This window comes from Neobacillus sp. NPDC093182, assembly GCF_044754045.1.
The window spans coordinates 14,243-35,323 of the sequence record NZ_JBIVOI010000030.1 but is presented as its reverse complement, the minus strand read 5'-3'; the positions used below and the strand labels follow the sequence as shown (position 1 = coordinate 35,323).

18 protein-coding genes and 1 other annotated feature are annotated in these 21,081 nt (G+C 39.0%); of the genes, 12 read left to right on the top strand and 6 right to left on the bottom strand.

Annotation, left to right across the window (positions count from 1 at the left end; translation table 11 throughout):
* Positions 1–3 precede the first annotated feature (3 nt).
* The 3 genes from glmM (at position 4) to glmS (ending at position 3,618) form a co-directional block, all read left to right on the top strand.
* On the top strand, positions 4–1,353 hold the full coding sequence (glmM, locus tag ACIQAA_RS31725; protein WP_402627723.1) for a phosphoglucosamine mutase: 1,350 nt from the start codon (positions 4–6) through the stop codon (positions 1,351–1,353).
* Positions 1,354–1,601: 248 nt separating this feature from the next.
* Entirely contained in the window at positions 1,602–1,769 is a 168-nt protein-coding gene (locus ACIQAA_RS31720) for a hypothetical protein (RefSeq protein ID WP_402627720.1), read from the top strand.
* Positions 1,770–1,815: 46 nt separating this feature from the next.
* The gene (gene glmS, locus ACIQAA_RS31715) at positions 1,816–3,618 is read left to right on the top strand and encodes a glutamine--fructose-6-phosphate transaminase (isomerizing) (protein WP_402627718.1); all 1,803 of its coding nucleotides are present in this window, start codon (positions 1,816–1,818) and stop codon (positions 3,616–3,618) included.
* 709 nt (positions 3,619–4,327) lie between these two features.
* Here glmS and ACIQAA_RS31710 read toward each other — a convergent pair.
* Complete coding sequence (locus ACIQAA_RS31710; protein ID WP_402627715.1) at positions 4,328–5,314, bottom strand: nuclease-related domain-containing protein; 987 nt, start codon at positions 5,312–5,314, stop codon at positions 4,328–4,330.
* 73 nt (positions 5,315–5,387) lie between these two features.
* On the opposite strand from ACIQAA_RS31710, the gene ACIQAA_RS31705 reads away from it, so the two are divergent.
* The 3 genes from ACIQAA_RS31705 to ACIQAA_RS31695 are packed head-to-tail and all read left to right on the top strand — an operon-like array spanning position 5,388 to position 7,954.
* A complete protein-coding gene (locus ACIQAA_RS31705; protein WP_402627712.1) occupies positions 5,388–6,365 on the top strand; it encodes an ABC transporter ATP-binding protein in 978 nt (325 codons plus the stop codon).
* Positions 6,362–7,165, top strand: coding sequence for an ABC transporter permease (locus ACIQAA_RS31700; protein WP_402627709.1), 804 nt, complete (start codon positions 6,362–6,364; stop codon positions 7,163–7,165). Before ACIQAA_RS31705 ends, ACIQAA_RS31700 begins: the two co-directional genes overlap by 4 nt.
* 6 nt (positions 7,166–7,171) lie before the next feature.
* On the top strand, positions 7,172–7,954 hold the full coding sequence (locus ACIQAA_RS31695; protein WP_402627707.1) for an ABC transporter permease: 783 nt from the start codon (positions 7,172–7,174) through the stop codon (positions 7,952–7,954).
* 24 nt (positions 7,955–7,978) lie between these two features.
* Here ACIQAA_RS31695 and ACIQAA_RS31690 read toward each other — a convergent pair whose 3' ends face one another.
* A complete protein-coding gene (locus ACIQAA_RS31690) occupies positions 7,979–8,239 on the bottom strand; it encodes an alpha/beta-type small acid-soluble spore protein (RefSeq protein ID WP_402627704.1) in 261 nt (86 codons plus the stop codon).
* A 101-nt stretch (positions 8,240–8,340) separates the two neighbouring features.
* Positions 8,341–8,549: a binding site (T-box leader), on the top strand.
* Positions 8,550–8,788: 239 nt separating this feature from the next.
* Between ACIQAA_RS31690 and argS the strand changes: the two genes are divergently transcribed.
* The 3 genes from argS to ACIQAA_RS31675 all read left to right on the top strand — a co-directional run bounded on the left by argS (position 8,789) and on the right by ACIQAA_RS31675 (position 12,459).
* On the top strand, positions 8,789–10,483 hold the full coding sequence (gene argS / locus ACIQAA_RS31685) for an arginine--tRNA ligase (RefSeq protein ID WP_402627701.1): 1,695 nt from the start codon (positions 8,789–8,791) through the stop codon (positions 10,481–10,483).
* Between the two features lie 77 nt (positions 10,484–10,560).
* A complete protein-coding gene (locus ACIQAA_RS31680) occupies positions 10,561–11,025 on the top strand; it encodes a DinB family protein (RefSeq protein WP_402627699.1) in 465 nt (154 codons plus the stop codon).
* A gap of 252 nt (positions 11,026–11,277) precedes the next feature.
* Positions 11,278–12,459: a NupC/NupG family nucleoside CNT transporter gene (locus ACIQAA_RS31675; RefSeq protein WP_402627696.1), complete on the top strand. Its 1,182-nt coding sequence runs from the start codon at positions 11,278–11,280 to the stop codon at positions 12,457–12,459.
* A gap of 39 nt (positions 12,460–12,498) precedes the next feature.
* Here ACIQAA_RS31675 and gltP read toward each other — a convergent pair whose 3' ends face one another.
* The 4 genes from gltP to mgtE form a co-directional block, all read right to left on the bottom strand.
* Complete coding sequence (gene gltP / locus ACIQAA_RS31670; protein ID WP_402627693.1) at positions 12,499–13,776, bottom strand: glutamate/aspartate:proton symporter GltP; 1,278 nt, start codon at positions 13,774–13,776, stop codon at positions 12,499–12,501.
* A 124-nt stretch (positions 13,777–13,900) separates the two neighbouring features.
* Complete coding sequence (gene uptA, locus ACIQAA_RS31665; RefSeq protein ID WP_402627690.1) at positions 13,901–14,497, bottom strand: undecaprenyl phosphate transporter UptA; 597 nt, start codon at positions 14,495–14,497, stop codon at positions 13,901–13,903.
* Between the two features lie 100 nt (positions 14,498–14,597).
* Positions 14,598–15,779: an FtsW/RodA/SpoVE family cell cycle protein gene (locus ACIQAA_RS31660; protein ID WP_402627687.1), complete on the bottom strand. Its 1,182-nt coding sequence runs from the start codon at positions 15,777–15,779 to the stop codon at positions 14,598–14,600.
* A 162-nt stretch (positions 15,780–15,941) separates the two neighbouring features.
* On the bottom strand, positions 15,942–17,300 hold the full coding sequence (mgtE, locus tag ACIQAA_RS31655) for a magnesium transporter (RefSeq protein WP_402627684.1): 1,359 nt from the start codon (positions 17,298–17,300) through the stop codon (positions 15,942–15,944).
* A gap of 308 nt (positions 17,301–17,608) precedes the next feature.
* Here mgtE and ACIQAA_RS31650 point away from each other — a divergent pair, with 308 nt between their 5' ends.
* The 3 genes from ACIQAA_RS31650 to ACIQAA_RS31640 all read left to right on the top strand — a co-directional run bounded on the left by ACIQAA_RS31650 (position 17,609) and on the right by ACIQAA_RS31640 (position 21,038).
* Positions 17,609–18,385, top strand: a complete 777-nt coding sequence (locus ACIQAA_RS31650) for a hypothetical protein (protein WP_402627681.1) — start codon at positions 17,609–17,611, stop codon at positions 18,383–18,385.
* Positions 18,386–18,512: 127 nt separating this feature from the next.
* Complete coding sequence (locus ACIQAA_RS31645) at positions 18,513–19,595, top strand: D-alanine--D-alanine ligase (RefSeq protein WP_402627679.1); 1,083 nt, start codon at positions 18,513–18,515, stop codon at positions 19,593–19,595.
* Positions 19,596–19,658: 63 nt separating this feature from the next.
* Positions 19,659–21,038: a UDP-N-acetylmuramoyl-tripeptide--D-alanyl-D-alanine ligase gene (locus tag ACIQAA_RS31640; protein ID WP_402627676.1), complete on the top strand. Its 1,380-nt coding sequence runs from the start codon at positions 19,659–19,661 to the stop codon at positions 21,036–21,038.
* Positions 21,039–21,081 lie beyond the last annotated feature (43 nt).

The following is a 21,081-nucleotide window of genomic DNA, read 5'->3' as shown; positions in this document are numbered from 1 at the left end:
ATAATGGGAAAATACTTTGGTACCGATGGCGTCCGCGGAGTGGCGAATAGTGAATTAACACCTGAATTAGCATTTAAACTGGGGCGTTTCGGTGGGTTTGTATTAACAAAGGACAAGGACAGACCAAAAGTGCTAATCGGTCGTGATACCCGTGTTTCCGGGCATATGCTTGAAGGCGCACTGGTCGCTGGATTACTTTCAATTGGTGCAGAGGTAATGCGCTTAGGTGTCATTTCAACACCTGGCGTATCCTATCTAACAAAAGCGCTGGGGGCTGAGGCAGGAGTAATGATTTCTGCTTCCCATAATCCGGTGGCAGACAATGGCATTAAATTTTTCGGACCTGATGGATTTAAGCTCTCTGATGAGCAGGAATATGAAATTGAAGAATTGATCGATATGGCAGAGGATCAATTACCTAGACCAGTTGGAGCTGATCTTGGCCAGGTCATGGATTATTTTGAAGGCGGTCAAAAGTACCTGCAATACTTGAAAAATACAGTGGATGAAGATTTCTCTGGTATCCATATTGCCTTAGATTGTGCTCATGGGGCTACCTCTTCACTTGCTACACACCTATTTGCTGATTTGGATGCAGATATTTCTGTCATGGGTGCTTCGCCAAATGGCATTAATATTAATGCTGGAGTTGGTTCGACACATCCAGAAGCCTTAGCAGCAATGGTAAAAGAGAAGGGTGCTGATGTAGGTCTATCCTTTGATGGTGACGGAGACCGTTTAATCGCCATTGATGAAAAGGGTAATATCGTAGACGGTGACCAAATTATGTTTATTTGTGGTAAGTATATGAAGGAACACGGCCGTCTAAAACATAGTACAATTGTTTCCACAGTCATGAGTAATTTAGGATTTTATAAAGGTCTAGAAGTACTGGGGATTCAAAGTGTACCAACAGCAGTCGGTGACCGCTATGTTGTCGAAGAAATGAAGAAAAATGGGTTTAATCTCGGTGGTGAGCAATCCGGACACATCATTTTCTTGGATTACAATACCACTGGTGACGGCTTATTAACCGGGCTTCAATTAGTTAATATTATGAAAGCAACGAAGAAAACTTTATCTGAATTAGCAGCAGACATGAAAAAATTCCCTCAGAAGCTTGTTAATGTTCGCGTAACAGATAAGCATCATGTAACAGATAATGAAAAGGTAAAAACGATTATTGAGCAGGTTGAAGCAGAAATGAACGGAAACGGACGTATCCTTGTTCGTCCATCTGGTACAGAACCGCTTGTTCGAGTAATGGCAGAGGCACCTACAGAAGAATTGTGCGAAGACTATGTAGACCGAATTGTTTCTGTAGTAAAAGCAGAAATGGAATTAAAAGAATAGATAATATGAGATATGCATAAGGGAACTTAAAAGCTCCCTTATGCATATTTTATTATATAATTGGTAAAGTTAAACATCTTTGCCTTTTATTATTTAGTTGACGAAATTGGGTCTATCGGTTACGATTAATCTGCTTTGTTTCTTAAAAGCAAACATATTACTTAAAAGGAGGATAGTGGTAACAAAAGAATAAACAAAAGCGCCTGAACTAACCAAGGGGGTTAGTTGACGAGGAGGAGGTTTATCGAATGTTCGGCGGATACCTCCCGGTTGAACGCACAACCGATTATTTCTTCTTTAAAACATCGAGGCAACTTGGTGCACAAAGAGAAGGAAATGCGCATACTAAACATAGCAACAAAAAGAAAAAGGTATATACAGATACCTTTCAAAACAGAGATAAGGGGGCAAGGTGAGCCTCCAAAAGCATTCTTGCCCCCTGTATCAGGGAGGAAAAGAAAAATGTGTGGAATTGTTGGATATATTGGATTAAATGATACGAAAGAAATTTTACTAAAAGGCTTAGAAAAGCTCGAATATAGAGGATATGACTCAGCAGGTATTGCTGTAATGAACGAAAATGGAGTTCATGTTTTTAAGGAAAAGGGACGTATTGCTGATTTGCGTGAGATAGTAGACCTAGATGTTATGGCTAACATCGGAATTGGTCATACACGCTGGGCTACACATGGTGTACCTAGCAAAACAAATTCCCATCCGCACCAGAGTACTTCTGGACGTTTTACATTAGTTCATAATGGTGTTATTGAGAATTATGATCTTTTAAAGCGCGAATATTTAGCTGATGTTACGTTTGTAAGTGAAACTGATACCGAAGTCATCGTTCAGATGATTGAAAAGTTTGTACACGAAGGCTTAGACGTATTAGAAGCATTCCGTAAGACACTTACCCTTTTACATGGTTCATATGCCCTTGCGTTATTGGACGAACAAAACAGCGATACGATTTTTGTTGCAAAAAACAAAAGTCCATTACTTGTTGGATTAGGTTCAGACTTTAATGTTGTAGCAAGTGATGCAATGGCAATGCTTCAAGTTACGAATGAATACGTAGAGCTAATGGATAAAGAAATCGTAATCGTTACAAAGAACGATGTAACGATCCAAAATCTTGATGGGGAAACTGTTTCTCGTACTTCTTACATTGCAGAACTGGACGCAAGCGATATTGAAAAAGGCACATATCCTCATTACATGTTAAAAGAAATTGATGAGCAGCCTGCGGTTATGCGTAAAATCATCCAAGCATACCAAAATAAACAAGGTGAATTAACAATTGATCCTGAGATCATTAATGCTATGAACAACTCTGATCGAGTGTATATTATTGCGGCTGGAACTTCTTATCATGCAGGTCTTGTTGGAAAGCAGTTCATCGAGAAAATGGCTAAGATTCCAGTTGAAGTTCATATTTCTAGCGAGTTTGGCTATAACATGCCACTTCTGTCTGAGAAACCTCTATTTGTCTTTATATCTCAGAGTGGCGAGACTGCGGATAGTCGTGCCGTTCTTGTTAACATTAAAGAAATGGGCTATCAAGCATTAACGATTACAAATGTTCCTGGATCAACACTTTCCCGTGAAGCAGATTATACACTATTGCTGCACGCTGGACCTGAAATTGCAGTTGCCTCTACCAAAGCATATACAGCACAATTAGCTGTTTTAGCAATCTTGGCGGAAGTGACGGCAAAAAGCCGTAATCTTAATCCTGGCTTTGACCTTATCCATGAGCTGGGTCTGGTTGCGAATGCAATGGAGGTCCTTTGTGATTCAAAAGAGCTAATTGAGCATATTTCTAGAGAGTTTTTAGCAGTAACACGCAATGCCTTCTTTATCGGACGCGGAATTGATTATTATGTAGGTTTAGAAGGAGCGTTAAAGCTAAAAGAAATTTCTTATATTCAAGCTGAAGGCTTCGCTGGCGGAGAATTAAAGCATGGTACGATTGCCTTAATTGAAGAAGGTACACCAGTGATTGCGTTAGCAACTCAAGAAAGTGTAAACTTAAGCATTCGCGGTAACGTAAAAGAAGTTGTTGCCCGCGGTGCTAACCCATGCATTATTTCGATGAAGGGTCTAAACATGGACGAAGACAGCTTCGTCATCCCAGAAGTACATGATTTATTAACACCACTTATCTCTGTAATACCATTACAATTAATTGCCTACTACGCTGCACTGCACCGTGATTGTGACGTTGACAAACCACGTAATCTCGCGAAATCCGTGACAGTTGAGTAATGCAATGGCCCCGATCTTTATAGATCGGGGCTTTTATTGTTCTTGTTAGGAAGATGGGAGCTTGAGAACTTCCAAAAAGGTGGAAGAGCAGTCACTCATATGATGGATTAGGGCCCCAGAACAGCAAAAAGAAGGAAGAGCGGTCGCTCATAAGATTGATGAGAGCCCTAGAATAGAAAAAAGAAGGAAGAGCGGTCACTCATAAGATTGATAAGAGCCCAAGAATAGAAAAAAGAAGGAAGCACGGTCACTCATAAGAATGAGAGCCCGAGGACAGCAAAAATAAGGAAGAGCGGTCACTCATTAGATAGATGAGAGCCCGAGAATAGCAAAAAGAAGGAAGAGCGGTCACTCATAAGATAGATGAGAGCCCGAGAATAGCAAAAAGAAAGAAGAGCGGTCACTCATAAGATAGATGAGAGCCCGAGAAAAGCAAAAAGAAAGAAGAGCGGTCACTCATAAGATAGATGAGAGCCCGAGAATAGCATAAAGAAGGAAGAGCGGTCACTCATAAGATAGATGAGAGCCCGAGAATAGCAAAAAGAAAGAAGAGCGGTCACTCATAAGATAGATGAGAGCCCCGAGAACTGCACAAAGAGCAAGAGAGGTCACTCATAAGAATGAGAGCCCGAGAATAGCAAAAAGAAGGAAGAGTGGTCACTCATAAGATTGACAAGAGGCCGAAAATAGCAAAAAGCATAAAGAGCGGTCACTCATAGTAAGTCCATTGCTTACATCCCATAACTTTATAATAACTCTGCAAGATTCTCCTTATGGTTTTTCTGGACTCCACAACCTTACACCAATCAAAAATAATATTAGTGGTAACTCGAAGGTCTGGAAATAGTAGCTTAAATTCTTGTACACACCGTAAGACAGCTGACTCAATGTCCTCCTCGGAACCACAATTATTACACTTAATTTTCTTTTCGCCATAACTTATAAAAAAGGAGCTACAGATAGCACAAGTTAGCCCTTTTTGTAGTGAGTGGTAATTATAAGGAGGTAATTTGGGATAGGGAGATTCAATGATGTGATCCGCTATCATTTTGTCAGCCAGTTTCCGCTGCATCCCATTTAGGTTTGATGGCTTTGAGTTCAGCTTTTCCATAAAGCTGCTTAGCTGTGGAGGAAAAATAATTGAATCGTTTTGGGGAGCTTGATATAAGAAGAATTTAGGGTTTATAAAAACCAGATATGGAAGAATCCGAAAATGGAACCCATTTTTTTTAAGATATTGTTGAAGCAAAGTTTCAGCTCTTTTTAATTGGTGCAATGGATTGGTGACTGGCTGTTTTGCACCAAAGAAATAAAATTCACCATCCTTGTAAAAATAATTGCTTTCATAATTTTTTACTTCACATGGAATAATTGTATCTTGAATAATCAGGGAGGAATCAATTTGAAATTTTGAATGATTTATTTCGAGCATTATATCGTTTAGAATAAAAATTTCTTTATTGAGATACGCTGCCGTCAACTGGTCAAATAATACTTCCCCTTCGTATCCTTTCTTCAAGTTTAAATACTGTTTCGTATCATCTACTGTTAAGCTCATTCTCGTGTTTAAGAAGCGAAGTAGTATTAATAAATCAGGTTCAGTTCTAGATTTGACTAACATTTTCCACATCCTTTCTGATCTAATCATATAAAATAATGGCCTTAAAAGTTGTGACAATATATCTACAAAAAACAATTTAGAAAATTCTTGACACCTTTCCGATTGAGGTGATATTATTTTCCTCTGTGACAAAAAAGGAGGGAAACATTTGATAAAGGTAGAAGGCATAACGAAGTCATTCAAAGTGGCAAAGCGCTCCTCAGGATTGCTGCAGGCCGCCAAGTCGCTTTTTTACCGGGAGCATACGATTGTGGAAGCCCTAAAAGATATCACTTTCAGTATTGAGCCTGGTGAAATTGTCGGTTACATTGGACCGAATGGTGCTGGTAAATCGACAACGATTAAAATCATGAGCGGCATTTTAGTTCCTGATGGGGGAAAGTGCAGTATCATGGGCTTCACACCATGGAAGAACCGGGTCGAATATGTAAAAAATATAGGGGTCGTCTTCGGTCAGCGCTCGCAGCTTTGGTGGGATGTTCCGGTGATCGATTCATTTGAGCTATTGAAGGATATTTACAACGTCCCACAACAAGAATATAAAACTACGTTAGACCTGCTCATCGAAACATTAGAATTAAAAGACATCATCAACTCTCCGGTCAGGCAGCTTAGTTTAGGCCAGCGAATGCGCTGTGAAATAGCCGCTTCACTTATACATAATCCTCAGATTCTATTTTTAGATGAACCGACCATTGGGCTCGACGCTGTTTCGAAAATAGCTGTCCGCCAGTTTATCAAGACCATAAATCAAGAAAAGGGCGTAACGGTGGTCCTGACTACTCATGATATGAATGATATTGAAGCATTAGCCAACCGTGTAATCTTAATTGGTAAAGGCAGTTTGCTCTATGATGGGAAATTAGAGGAATTGAGAAAACGTTTTGGAACACACAAAACGATTACGGTAGACTATCGTAAAAACACCCATTCTATTGATATTCCTGGGACCTCCATTATCCAATGGTCTCCTGAACACGCTGTCCTCAGTATCGATACAGAACAAATCCTTACCTCGGAGGTAATTACCGAACTATCCAAAAAGGTGGACCTTTTAGATGTAAGGATCGAATCACAGCCAATCGAAGATATTATTGTCCAGCTTTATAAGGAGTTCCAAATATGAAAGTATACGCTTCGGTACTTAAACTAAGGCTGTTAATTGGTATGCAGTATCGGTCTGCTGCATTAGCTGGAGTAGCGACCCAATTCTTCTGGGGATTTATTTCCATTATGGTTTTTGAAGCATTTTATGAATTCACAGCAGAAACACCGCCAATATCCTTAAAAGAACTAATTACTTACATATGGTTACAGCAGGCGTTTCTTGCATTTATTATGCTTTGGTTTCGTGATAACGAATTATTTGATCTCATAACAAGCGGTAATATTGCCTATGAACTTTGCCGGCCAACTGATTTATATGGTTTCTGGTTTGCAAAACTTCTCGCACAGCGGTTATCCAGTGCGCTATTACGCTGCTATCCCATCTTACTGGTGGCGTACTTTTTACCAAAACCCTACAACATGACACTGCCTCCAAATGCGATAACTTTCATATTATTTGTGATTACTCTTTTATTAGGCTTATTACTCTTAGTAGCCATTTCAATGTTCCTATATATTTCTGTTTTTGTGACTTTATCGCCAATGGGTTCACTTTTACTATTTGGAGTTACAGGGGAATTCTTTGCTGGTTTGATTATTCCGGTTCCGCTAATGCCTCTCTGGCTGCAAAAAATTGCTTATGTCCTGCCATTTCGTTGGACGGCCGATTTTCCATTCCGCGTTTATTCAGGACATATCACACAAAATGAAGCCATAATAGGTGTCTTTATTCAACTCGGGTATTTGCTGGTGCTTCTATGGCTAGGAAAATTTGCGCTTAACAGTGTATTAAAAAGGGTAGTCGTACAGGGGGGATAATGGGAGATGACTCTTTATTTTAAGTATCTGCTTATTTTATTTAAATCACAAATGCAATACCGGACATCATTTTGGCTGTTATCGATCGGTCAGTTTTTTATCCCTTTCTCGGTTTTTGCCGGACTATACTTTTTGTTTGAACGATTTGGACAAATAAAAGGCTGGGATTTTTTCGAGGTTGCACTTTGTTTTGCTGTGATTCACATGGCTTTTTCGTTAAGCGAGTGTTTTGCGCGGGGCTTTGACACTTTTTCTAGTTTAATCATTAAGGGAGATTTTGACCGAGTTCTTGTACGACCAAGAAGCACCTTTCTTCAGGTACTCGGATCAAAATTTGAATTCACGCGGATAGGCAGGCTGCTTCAAAGTGTTATCGTTCTGATATGGGCCTTGAATAATCTCCCCATTGAATGGAGCCTGGTTAAGGCAGTCACCCTGTTTTTTATGATTACGAGCGGCGTATTCATTTTCACAGGCATCTATATGCTGGCTGCAACTATGTGTTTTTGGACGGTGCAGGGCTTGGAAGTGGCAAATATCTTTACGGATGGCGGCAGAGAGATGGCTCAATACCCGTTAAATATTTATCAAAAATGGGTAGCACGTTTCTTTACCTATGTCATCCCTTTTGGCACGGTAAATTACCTTCCGTTATTGTTTATTTTAGGAAAAACAAAGGGAGATGAGATTCTTTATATGCTGACTCCCCTTCTTGGCAGCCTCTTTATTCTTCCTTGTTTTCTCGTCTGGCAATTTGGAGTAAGGCATTATCGATCCACCGGGTCATAAGTAAAAGCAGCGGGGGGCCGCTGCTTACCTTTTTTTAGCCATATTTTCCTGTGCCATTTTGACAAGCTCACGGACCATGCTTCCGCCTAATCTGCCGCCGACCTTACCAGCCTGCTGTGAAGTGAGCTGGCCATTGTAACCTTTCTTTAAAGGAACACCGACCTCCTCGGCAGCCTCAAATTTGGCACTTTCAGGATTTTGCGCCTGGACGACCTTTGCTTTTAATACGTCTAATCCATTCCTAGCCTCAGGGACGAGAATTTTATTTCGATTTCTTCTGGCCATGTTATCCCTCCTTTGTGGGTAGGATGCCCATTATGAAAAAATAATTAGCATTGACTAGATAAATCCTTTTTTATCCAGTATAATAACTACAATCAAGTCGGATAAAATCAATGAGAAAGAGAGTAGTTCTCTGGGAAGTCAAAGCGAGTCAGGGATGGTGTGAGCCTGGTATGGAGCAGAGAATGAAGCGCACTTTTGAGATGTTTGCCTGAAAGCAGTAGGGCAAACCGGAGTAGTCCTCCGTTAACAAGCCAAGCTGGTTCCTTTGGAACAAGTAGAGTGGTACCGCGAGTTAACTCTCGTCTCTTCAACATAGAGACGGGAGTTTTTTGTTTTTTATAGGCTGTGTTAAAGGTACTGTTGATCTTAGAACCTGTTGATTGGAGCAGAAGGCGCTCGACTCCTGCGGGATGAACGAGCTGAGTGAGACCCCGCAGGTCGGCACGACCGAGGAGGCTCACGGGCGAGCCCGCGGAAAGCGTAGCGCCTGGAGCGCAAATCAACAGCCAAATTTAACACAGCCAAAGAGATAAAATGGAGGTCTTAAATATGAGGTATAAACTGGAGTTTGCAGAGATATTATTTGAAGCACTAGACCATGAAATCCAAGTGAAAGAGCTGGAAGTGCTAATTGAAAAACCAAAAAATCAGCAGCACGGTGATTTAGCCTTTCCTTGTTTTGCATTAGCAAAGGTAAAAAGAAAATCGCCAACTAGTATCGCTCAAGAGTTAAGTGAAAAAATCCAATCCCCAACGATCGAGAAGGTGGAAGTGGTCGGAGCTTATATCAACATCTTCTTAAATAAAAAATTAGTTTCTGAAGATACGGTTGCTGAAATTATGAAGCAGCAGGAGAAGTATGGCGCCTTAAACATCGGGAATAACCGTCCTGTAACCATTGACCTCTCATCTCCTAATATCGCAAAACCATTCTCAATGGGGCATTTGCGTTCAACCGTCATTGGTAACTCTTTAGCATTTATTGTAGAAAAATGCGGATATAAACCAATCAGAATTAACCATATTGGAGACTGGGGCACTCAGTTCGGTAAACTCATTACCGCATATAAACTTTGGGGAGAAGCAGAAAAGGTCAAACTGAACCCTATTAGGGAATTATTAACGCTTTATGTGAAGTTTCACGATGAAGCAGAAAGTGATCCTTCACTTGTGGAACAGGGAAGAAACTGGTTTAAAAAACTTGAAGACGGTGATAAGGAAGCCGCTTCGCTATGGCAGTGGTTCCGGGATGAGTCCTTAAAGGAGTTTTCAAGAATTTATGAACTGATGAATGTCCAATTTGATTCGTTTGCAGGGGAAGCGTTTTATAACGATAAAATGGACCGTGTCGTCAAGCTGCTAGAGGAAAAACAATTGCTAGTAGAATCTGACCAGGCACAAGTCGTGGAACTAACAGATGAAGGATTGCCTCCATGTTTAATTAAAAAATCCGATGGAGCTACCCTTTACGCAACGCGTGATTTAGCAGCAGCCCTTTACCGTAAAGAAAACTATGACTTTGATTTGTCACTGTATGTTGTCGGTAATGAACAGAGTCTTCATTTTAACCAGTTAATGGCTGTGTTAGAAAAGATGGGATACTCATGGGCAAGAAATATGGTCCATATTCCGTTCGGAATGATGCTTAAAGACGGAAAGAAGATGTCGACCAGAAAAGGGAAGGTCGTCTTATTAGAGGAAGTACTAAATGAATCAATCGGTATGGCCAGACATAATATTGAAGAAAAAAATCCTAACCTTACGAACAAGGATACAGTGGCTAAACAGGTGGGGGTAGGGGCGGTCATGTTCCATGACTTAAAGAACTTTAGAATGAATGATATCGAATTTTCTCTAGAAGAAATGCTTCGTTTTGAAGGAGAAACAGGACCTTATGTACAATATACCTATGCCCGTGCCTGCTCTATTTTACGCAAAGCAAACTGGCAGATAGATAAAGCAGCTCCAGTCTCGTCTCCTTCCTGGGAAAAAGAATGGAAGGTTGTAAGTCTGCTTACTGAATTTACAAATGCGGTTAAAAGAGCTTATGAGCAGTTTGATCCATCTCAAATTGCCAAATATATTGTTGACCTCGCACAAGTCTTTAATAAATATTATGGCGATGTTAAAATCCTTGAAGACAATGCAGAACAACAAGCCCGCTTAGCGCTGGTTTATTCTGTGACGATTGTTCTAAAGGAAGGTTTGAGATTATTAGGGATTGAAGCTCCAGAGGAAATGTAAGATAAAATAGTTTAATAAATGGGTTAATTTGGTATAAAATGAAGAGGTGAAATAGAGAAAAGAGGAGGAATAAGAGGATGAGTCAACTTTTGCTTAATAATATGGAGTTAACAAAAAGTTTCTTTATCAAGAATGTAGATGCTGTTGACGAGAGTCTAGTTGATGTACAACCTACAGGATTTAACAACAACATTCATTGGCATGTTGGACATGTGTTAACAGCGACCGAGAGTTTTCTTTTTGGTTTTCCTAAAAATACTAGTAACTTACCAGCAAACTATATGGAACTATTTGCAAGAGGGACGAAGCCGGCTGACTGGAAAGGGGATGTTCCTTCTGTTTCGGTCTTAGTGACACAGTTAAAAGACCAATTAAATAGAATGAAGGGAATTCCGGTTGAAAACCTCGACGTGAAGTTAAAAGAGCCATTCCTTGGTCAAGAAACCTTTGGTGAGCTCGTTAATTTTGCTCTTTTCCACGAGAATTTGCACCTCGGACATATTCAAGCTATGAAACGTGTTATTGAAACTGGAAAAAAATAAATAGATCATTTAGTTCATCATCCACCTTATCGGGTGGATTTTTTTTGTAAAGAGTAGTAAAAAGAAGGGGCGGAATAATAAAAAAGTGAAAAACCTGAATTTTACCACTATCTTTCAATCAATTGACAGAAGTAAACGGTACCATTATACTGATTTTTGTGATTTAAGATATGTCGATATTTGTCGAAATTAATAGTATTTTCTATCTCTTTACCTAATTGATAGATCATCAAGAATAGGAGAGGAATTTGTTTGAAGTATTTACTTTTTCTAGCTGCAATCGTTATTATCTTTTTGTTAGCCTATATCGCAAGTAACAATAAGAAAAAGATTAAGGTTAAACCGCTAGTTACTATGCTTGTACTGCAGCTGATTTTTGCCTTTTTGCTGCTTAATACTGAGGTTGGATTTGTCATTATTACAGCTGTCTCTACATTATTCGACCACCTTTTAAGTTACGCAGCAGAGGGAATTAACTTTGTTTTTGGAGGAATGGCGAATGAAGGTGCTGGACCATTTTTCTTAAATGTCCTGCTGCCGATCGTGTTTATTTCTGTGTTAATCGGTATTGCTCAGCATATTAGAATCCTCCCGATTATCATCCGCTATCTTGGAATTGTGTTAAGTAAGGTAAATGGTTTAGGTAAATTGGAATCCTATAATGCAGTAGCGTCTGCTGTTTTTGGTCAATCAGAGGTATTTATCTCTGTAAAAAAACAGCTCCCTTATATACCTCAACACCGCCTTTATACATTATGTACATCAGCAATGTCCACGGTATCTGCCTCGATATTAGGGGCATATATGACGATGATTGATCCGAAATATGTGATTACGGCCTTGGTATTAAACTTATTTGGCGGATTTATGATTGCCAACGTTATTAATCCCTATGAGGTTACTGCGGAAGAAGATATTATTGATATTCAAGAAGGAGAAAAACAAACGTTCTTCGAAGTCCTTGGGGAATATATTATGGATGGGTTCAAGGTAGCTATTATCGTGGGAGCGATGTTAATTGGTTTTGTCGCTTTAATTAGCATGATTAACCATGTATTTGAAGCCATTTTCGGCATTAGCTTCCAGATGGTATTAGGTTATATTTTCGCACCGCTTGCTTTTATCGTTGGAATCCCTGCAGTCGATATGGTTGAAGCCGGTACGATTATGGCAACCAAATTATTATCAAATGAGTTTGTTGCGATGATGGATTTAGCAAAGATTGCTGACTCTCTATCAAGCAGAACCGTTGGAATTATTTCAGTGTTTCTTGTATCGTTTGCGAACTTCTCCTCAATTGGAATTATCACGGGGGCAGTTAAGGGGCTGAATGAAGCGAAGGGAAATCAAGTAGCAAAGTTTGGCTTAAAGTTACTATATGGAGCAACACTCGTAAGCTTATTAACAGCGGCAATAACGAGTATTATGCTATAAAACAAGGCTGCTTGGAATGGACTCCAGGCAGCCTCTTTTTTATTCAATGACAGGTTTTACATCGCTAATCTCTTTAATATATTTCTCGGCTTTTTCTGTATCAAATTGCTTTTCCCATTTTGACATGACCACCGCTGCCAGAGAGTTACCAACCACGTTTACAACCGTTCTAGCCATATCTAGAATTCGGTCGATACCAGCGATGAATGCCAAGCCTTCAAGCGGAATCCCAACAGATCCTAAGGTAGCCAATAAAACAACGAACGAAACACCTGGAACGCCTGCAATACCTTTTGAGGTTACCATCAGTACCAGCATAAGTGATATTTGCTGACTGATAGAAAGATCGATTCCATACATTTGTGCGATAAATATCGCTGCTAATGCTTGGTAAAGGGTAGACCCGTCAAGGTTAAATGAATACCCAGTCGGAATGACAAAAGAGGTGATCGCCTTCGGGCAGCCGAAGCGTTCCATTTTTTCCATCACCTTTGGAAGTACTGTTTCAGAACTGGCGGTTGAATAAGCAAGAATTAGTTCATCCTTTAAAATACGTATTATGTTAAAGATATTAATTCCAACAAGCTTGGCCACAAGTCCTAAAACCACTAGGATAAAGAATATCATTGCACCATAAACAGTAAAAATGAGCTTACTTAATGGAATTAATGAGGAAACCCCAAAGGTTGAAACGGTAACTCCAATAAGGGCAAAAACACCAAATGGAGCAAATTTCATAATTTGATTTGTTACATAAAACATCGCCTCAGCGGTTCCTTGGAAAAATGCCAGCACTGGTTTTCCTTTTTCACCAATAGCAGCGACACCGAGACCAAAGAAGACGGAAAAGAAAATAATGGCAAGCATATCGCCTTTTACGAGGGACTCAAATAGATTCTGTGGAACAATATTAACAAATGTATCTGCAAAGCTATGGCTTTCCACTTGTTCTGTTGTGGAAATATAGCCGCCAATATCCTTTTTGCTTAAATTATCCATATCAATGCCAGTTCCTGGCTGAAAGAGATTGGCTGCACCTAGCCCGATAATAATGGCAATGGTAGTAATAATTTCAAAATAAAGAATCGTTTTACCGCCTAAAGATCCAAGCTTTTTAATATCACCTACACCAGCAACCCCAACAATAAGGCTGGAAATTACGATTGGGATGACAATCATTTTTATTAAGCGGATAAAGATGGTACCTATGGGTTGTAAATATGTTTGCACCTCAGGGTTTCCGTAAAAAATCGCACCTACAGCAATCCCGAGGATTAATCCGACTAAAATTTGCCAAGCTAAACCAAATTTTTTCAAAAAATCAATCCTTTCAACATAAATCTATTGTTTTCGACAGAAAACACTACTTTGTCTATTTTATTTTCTAACCTGAGTAAATGTCAAATGAAGCTTTGATGACAAACAAAAACAACCACTGTAATCAATCAGTAGTTGTCTTTTTGGTTTTCTTTATTAAGAAGTAAATAACCCCAAGAATAACGGCACCGATAATAATAGGCATTGTATATTGCGCAGCATATTCTTTAATATGAGACCAATTTTCGCCTAACGCATGTCCTAAATAAAGGAAAAGAATAGTCCAAGGAATAACCGCTGCTACCGTATAAAGCGTAAATTTTGTTGCAGACATTTTAGCAATCCCAGCAGGTATGGATATCGCATGCCGGACGACGGGAATAAAACGGGCGAAGAAAATGACGCCGACTCCATATTTTCGGAACCATTCTTCGGATAGGTCAATTTGCTTCTTTTTAATAAAGACATATTTGCCGTACTTTTCTAAAAATGGCCGGCCTCCGTAATAACCTGCCCAATAAAGGAATAACTGTGCAAAGGTCCCGCCTATTGTTCCAGCAATAATCGCTCCTGGATATCCGAGGATCCCCTCTGAAATCATATAACCGCCATACCCTAAGACTATTTCACTTGGAATAACTTCTATCATTAACCCTAGGGCAATTCCGAAGTAACCTAACTCTGATAAGAACTCTAAAACAGAGAAAATAAATTCTTTCATAGTTCACCTTCACTTTTGTAAATGTTTTTTGCTCTTATAAGTTTATAACAGATTCAAACAGAAAGAAATAAAAACAGCGGTATTTGCCGCTGCTTCGCAATTAACTGCTAAAAAATCTTGAGGATGAGAACATGTAATTACGATGATGGAAGCGAATGCTGTAGACGATTCCCATCGCAAACATATTCCCCATTAATGAACTTCCGCCGTAACTGATAAACGGTAAGGGAATCCCTGTAATCGGAAGCACTTGTATCGTCATACCGACATTTTGGAATACATGGAAAGTGAGCATAGAGATGATTCCTGCACACACATATGTATTAAATGGGTCATTCGTATCTAATGCCGTTTTAATTAAGTGATAAATCAATAGAAAGAACAGTCCGATGACAATACTGCCTCCAACAAAACCATATTCTTCACCAATCACACTAAATATAAAGTCTGTGTGTCCTTCAGGAATATAAACTTCCCGATTGCCAAAGCCTTTCCCCGTTATCAAACCTGACCCAATCGCACTTAATGATTTCAACAAATGATATCCTGAACTGCTTGAATGATTAAACGGGTCAAGCCATGCGTAAATTCGATTAAATTTGTATTCTTGTACATGTAAATATTTTTCGAGTATGTCAGGTCTCTGGACAACTAAATAGATGATGAAAACGGCAAGTGAAGCACCGGTACTAAAGATAGGCAAAATTATCTTCCAGGTAATCCCGGACACTAGAATGAATCCTACTAAAATCGATAATAGGACGAGTGAAGTACCTAAATCATTTTGCTTCATAATAAAGAAGATTGGAACGAATGTTATAATGGCTAATTTAAGCAATAACCAAAAGTCTCTTTTAACTGTTTTCTCAAGATACTTTTCCTGGTGCTGGGCTGCGACAGTGCTAAGTGCTAAAATGAGAAAAGTTTTGACAAATTCCGATGGTTGAATCGAACCAAGAGGAGTGATAAACCAGCTTTTGGCTCCATTTCTAATTGGAGCGATGCTTTCAGGGGCAGCAAGGACACCAATGAGTAAAATCAGTCCAAATCCATACAAGTACCAGGAAAGCCGCCTGTATTGAAAACTGTCAAAAAGAATGGTAATGGAAATGATCGCTGCTCCAACCACATACCAGAAGGTTTGCTTGACTAAGAAATTTTCATCGTACTGTCCAGCTGTTTGTGCACTATAAATTCCTAAACAGCTAACGAGAAAAAATAGAAACAAAATTAATGTTAACGTCCAATCAAAGCGGTCCACTTTTTTTGTGAAATTGTCCATATGCCACACCCAATTTTTGTCTGTTTATATAGTGATATGCTAACAAAGAAAAGATTTGGTAACAATATATTTAGGAAATTTATTACAAGAACTTTAATATTATGACGAGTCCACTAAAGAATATGTTTCAAAAAAATAAAAACACGGTCTAATGGACCGTGCCTACATGAGATAGTTTAGAAACATGGTTGCAATTCCAAAGTAAGTGAGTAAAGAAAAAATATCATTAATCGTCGTAATTAATGGACCAGACGCAACAGCTGGATCAATATTTAATCGGAATAAAATGAGTGGGATGATTGTACCAGCGAGGGTGCCAATAACGAGCGTAAAGAAAAGTGAAACACCGACGACTGCACCTAAAATAAAGCTTCCCTGCCATATATAAGCAATGATCGATATAAGAATGGCACAGGTAATCCCGATTGTCACACCGACACCTAGTTCACGGGCAATTAGGCGAAGGATGACTCCTTTTTCAATATCATGTGTAATAAGTCCTCTCACCACCACAGCTAGTGATTGAGTACCAGTATTACCTGTCATTCCTGCAATCATTGGCATAAAAAAGGCAATGGCGACGACCTGTTCCAAGGTATTTTCAAAGCTTGAGATAATGCTGCCGGATATCAACCCAATAAATAAAAGCAAAATGAGCCATGGAAGCCGCCTTGTAGCTGCGACAAATGTTTTTGTATCAAAGTCAATGGATTTTCCAGAGGCTGATAACTTTTCTATATCCTCATTTGCTTCCTTAATGACGACATCAATAATATCATCGACGGTTACAATACCGACAAGCATATTACTCTCATCCACTACGGGAATCGCTAGGAAATCGTATCGTTCCGTCATTCGTGCCACTACTTCTTGGTCAGTAGTAACAGAAACCGAAATGACGCGTTCATACATAATATTATTAATCTTTTCATTAATATCTGCCAGCAGTAAGTCGCGGTAAGAAACAACACCAACCAGCTTTCTCTCTTCATCGACGACATATAAGTAGTTAATGGATTCAGCAAACTCAGCAAACGTTTTTAACTTTTCCACTGCTTCTCTAACACTATAATAACTTCGAATCCAGACAAAGCGATTGGTCATCAATCTTCCTGCTGTTTCAGGAGGGTAATTCATGATATCGGTAACGGCTTTTGACTCTTCCACCTTCATACCGGAGAGCAGTGACTCTTTTTTCTCTGGCGATAGTTCATCTAAGAGAAGGGCCAAATCATCATTGTCCATTAAATCAAGGACCTTACTGGATTTCTCGATTCCAAGCTTATTTAACACCTCAAGCTGTTCTTCTTTTTCGAGTTCCTGCGTCAGGTCAGCGAGGACTTCAAAGTTTAAAAATAAAAGAAAACGGAGTTTATGCTTTTCTGGCAAATCTTCATATATTTTTGCTGTATCATAAGGCTGTAATTCTTCGAGGATCGTAATAAAGTCAGTCTTTTTGTTTTCTTTTAATAATTTAATAATATGGAGAGTTATTTCGTCTTGCGTCATATCCTTAATCATTTGCTGCACGCTCCTTTCTAACGGTGCGTTTTAATCTCTCTATACATGTATGTAAAAAATGATTTGTTGATAATCCTGCAGTAAATACTAGTATCAAGTTTAAAACTAGTATGTGTTTTTCACAAGCGAATAAAGCTAACTGTTTCAAAAGTATCACAAATATCTTTAGAAATGTAAAAGAATTGAAATAAGCTATTTGGACTATTAATGATAAAATAGTGGAAGATTGGCTAATATTGGTTAGCATTTAACTGAGTACTTTATCTCATTATCATAGATTTTATTTTCCTGAACGGAGGAGTTTGGCTTTGAAAAAGCACCATCAAGACATACAGGATCTCGTCTATGTCCACTTAAATCAAAATGATCAGTATGTACTATCCTACGGTATTGAATTTGCTGAATTTGCTGCTGCTTTTTCGGGAACAATGAATCATTTGTTATTATTAAAACATCGCTTTGAAGACGGTGATTTTAATATGCATACTCTGCTCGAATATTGTCCGGACGAGAGAATCAATAAGCTTGCTGCTGAAGATATATATGGCTACGGTGATTTTTGCTGGATTGACTTTGTTGAAGAAGAAGGATTAAATGAACTAACCGGACAGGAAATGGCGGAGTTATTATTTTTGGGACACCAAAAGCAACATTTAAAACTGCCGTTCTATAATAAGCTTGGAAACCGTTTTGTTTATTTGGCGCACGATGATGGTTTCTTTAATAAAGTATATTATCGAAGTTTTAAGGATTTTTTTCATCTTTTAAGTTATGCACTTTCCATTAAATTAGGAGAGTTGAAGCTTGAAAAGACACTGCTGGGACTTAGGAAAAAGCGTTCATATCCGCCTATTAATAAGGAAATTCTCCTATCTCTCACACCCTTTATTAAGGAGGGTATCTGTATTTCTTTACGAGATGTGGACCATCAGCGCAATAAGCTGGAAATACCCATTTGGGTAATAGGTGATTTTGCATCGATGGATGATATGTACGAGGAATATCAACAAATCTCAGGTGAAAACTGTCATGCGAAAATCATCTTTGATAAGAAAACAAAAGAATGGAAGCTTACCGTTATTTAATCTCTCCATTTTTCTGGGGAGATTTTCTTTGTGTTAATGGAATAGGTAGTTTTTAGCCAAGCTGTAGGTTTCATAAAATAATAAAAGTGATAAAATAAAATCGTGAATGAGAAAATGGAGGTTTAGTATGAAAACAAAAATTGGTTTACTATACGGAGGAAAATCCGCTGAACATAAAGTATCTTTACAAACAGCTCTTGCGGTGATTAAGGCGCTGGATCTTGAAAAATTTGAAGTTCATCCGATTTACATAAATGTAGAAGGACAATGGATAAAGGGACCTCAGCTAACGGCTCCAGCTGAAAATGTCAAAGCACTAGAATTTTCAAATAAAAATCAGTTATCACCTTTATCATTGGCACCAACTCTTTTCAGCAATAGTGAAAGACAGAATAACGAGCCATTAGATGTCATTTTCCCACTGCTTCATGGACCAAATGGTGAGGATGGAACAGTACAAGGGTTATTGGAATTATTAAACCTGCCATATGTCGGCAATGGTGTATTAGCTTCCGCAGCTGGTATGGATAAAGTAATGATGAAAAATGTATTTGCACAAGCTGGTCTCCCGCAAGTAAAGTATGTTGCTTTCATTCGAACGGAATGGGAAAAGGAGAAAGAGTTGGTTTATGCAAAAGTGGAAGAGCAGCTCGGCTACCCTTGCTTTGTAAAGCCTGCAAACCTAGGCTCAAGTGTGGGGATTAGCAAATGTACAAATAGAACGGAATTAGAAGCTGCCTTTGTAGAAGCGTTTCAATTTGACCGAAAAGTGATCATCGAAGAAGGTGTCACAGCCCGTGAAATCGAAGTAGGTATTCTTGGCAACGATGATCCAAAATGTTCGGTTCCAGGTGAAATTGTTCCGAAGAAGGATTTTTATGATTATAAAGCGAAATATGAAGATGGTGATACAGCTTTAATCATACCTGCGGATGTGACCGAAGAAGAGTACCAGCAAATTAAAGAGATGGCGATTCAAGCCTTTAAAGCGTTGGATTGCTCAGGTCTTGTCCGTGCTGACTTCTTCTTAACAAAGGACGGTAAGGCTTTAATTAATGAAGTAAATACAATGCCGGGCTTCACGCCATTTAGCATGTTCCCGCTGTTATGGAAGCATACAGGTGTTGAGTATCCACAGTTGATTGAAACATTGGTAAACCTTGCAAAAGAACGCCATGCACAGAAACAAAACATTAAATATACCTTCTAGATTACAATGACACGGCTAGGTGCCGTGTCTTTATTAAAATTCCCAACCAACTGGAGGATTGACATGATAACAAGAACCTTAAAGCAGATATCGGATATGATTTCTGTCAAAAATGAGATCACCTCTTTTGCTGATACAGAAATCAGTGGTGTTTCGATCGATTCTAGAAAAATTGAAATGGGAAACTTGTTTATTCCTTTTAAAGGGGAAAACTCAGATGGTCATAAATTTGTAGAGGATTCCTTGAAAAAGGGGGCAACAGCGGCGCTTTGGCAGAGCGATGTTCCGAATCCACCCCTTCATTTACCAATTCTTATCGTTGACGATTGCTTAGTGGCATTACAAGAATTAGCGAGAGAATATCGCAAACAGTTACAAGTAAAAGTAGTCGGTATTACAGGAAGTAATGGGAAAACCACGACAAAGGATATGACGTTTTCCTTGCTATCCACCACCTATAAAGTTCAAAAAACCGAAGGGAATTATAATAATCATATTGGACTGCCTTTAACGGTTTTAGGGCTGGACAAGGATACGGAAATTGCTGTTTTAGAAATGGGCATGAGCGGCAGGGGGGAAATTGAATTCCTTACAAAACTGGCCTCTCCAGATGCAGTGGTGATCACTAATATAGGTGAATCCCATCTTCTTGACCTGGGATCAAGAGAAGGAATCGCCGAGGCAAAGCTGGAAATATTACAAGGTCTAAAAGACGGCGGTTTGGCGGTGCTTCATGGTGATGAGCCCCTTCTGATGGAACGAATTAATAAATATAAAGGAAATGTTAACCTGCAAACATTTGGAAGAACGAACAGAAATGACTTTTTTCCTACAGAAATTACTCAGTTAGAACAAGGAAATATGTTTAAAATCAATAAGTCCTCGGAAAGTTTCGAACTTCCTGTATTGGGTACACATAATATATTAAATGCCCTTGCTGCCATGATTATTGCTCATTACTTTGATGTGCCATTTGAAAAAATGAATGAAGGTTTAACCAGCGTGAAACTAACCAATATGCGAATGGAGCTAGTTGAAGGAAGTCATGGTGAAAAAATCATTAATGATGCCTATAATGCTAGTCCTACCTCGATGATGGCTGCGATTGAACTAGTGTCACATCTAAAGGGTTATGAAAAAATCATCTTAGTCCTCGGTGATATGCTTGAATTAGGGCCTCAAGAAGCACAATATCATAAGCAAATTGGCGAGGGTTTGCATCCTGAAAAAATCGATTTGTTATTTACCTATGGAAAGCTAGCGGAACATATGGCTGAAGGTGCACGATCCACTCTAGGAAAACACAGAGTTTTTTCATTTACCGATAAAAATGAGTTGATTGAAGTGTTAAAGCAGCATGTAAACAACCAAACATTAGTTCTTGTAAAGGCTTCAAGAGGGATGAAGCTTGAGGAAATTGTGACCGCGTTACAACAAAAATAAGGCTTATAAAGTCCCAAAATAAGACTGTATGCTAAATGCTGTT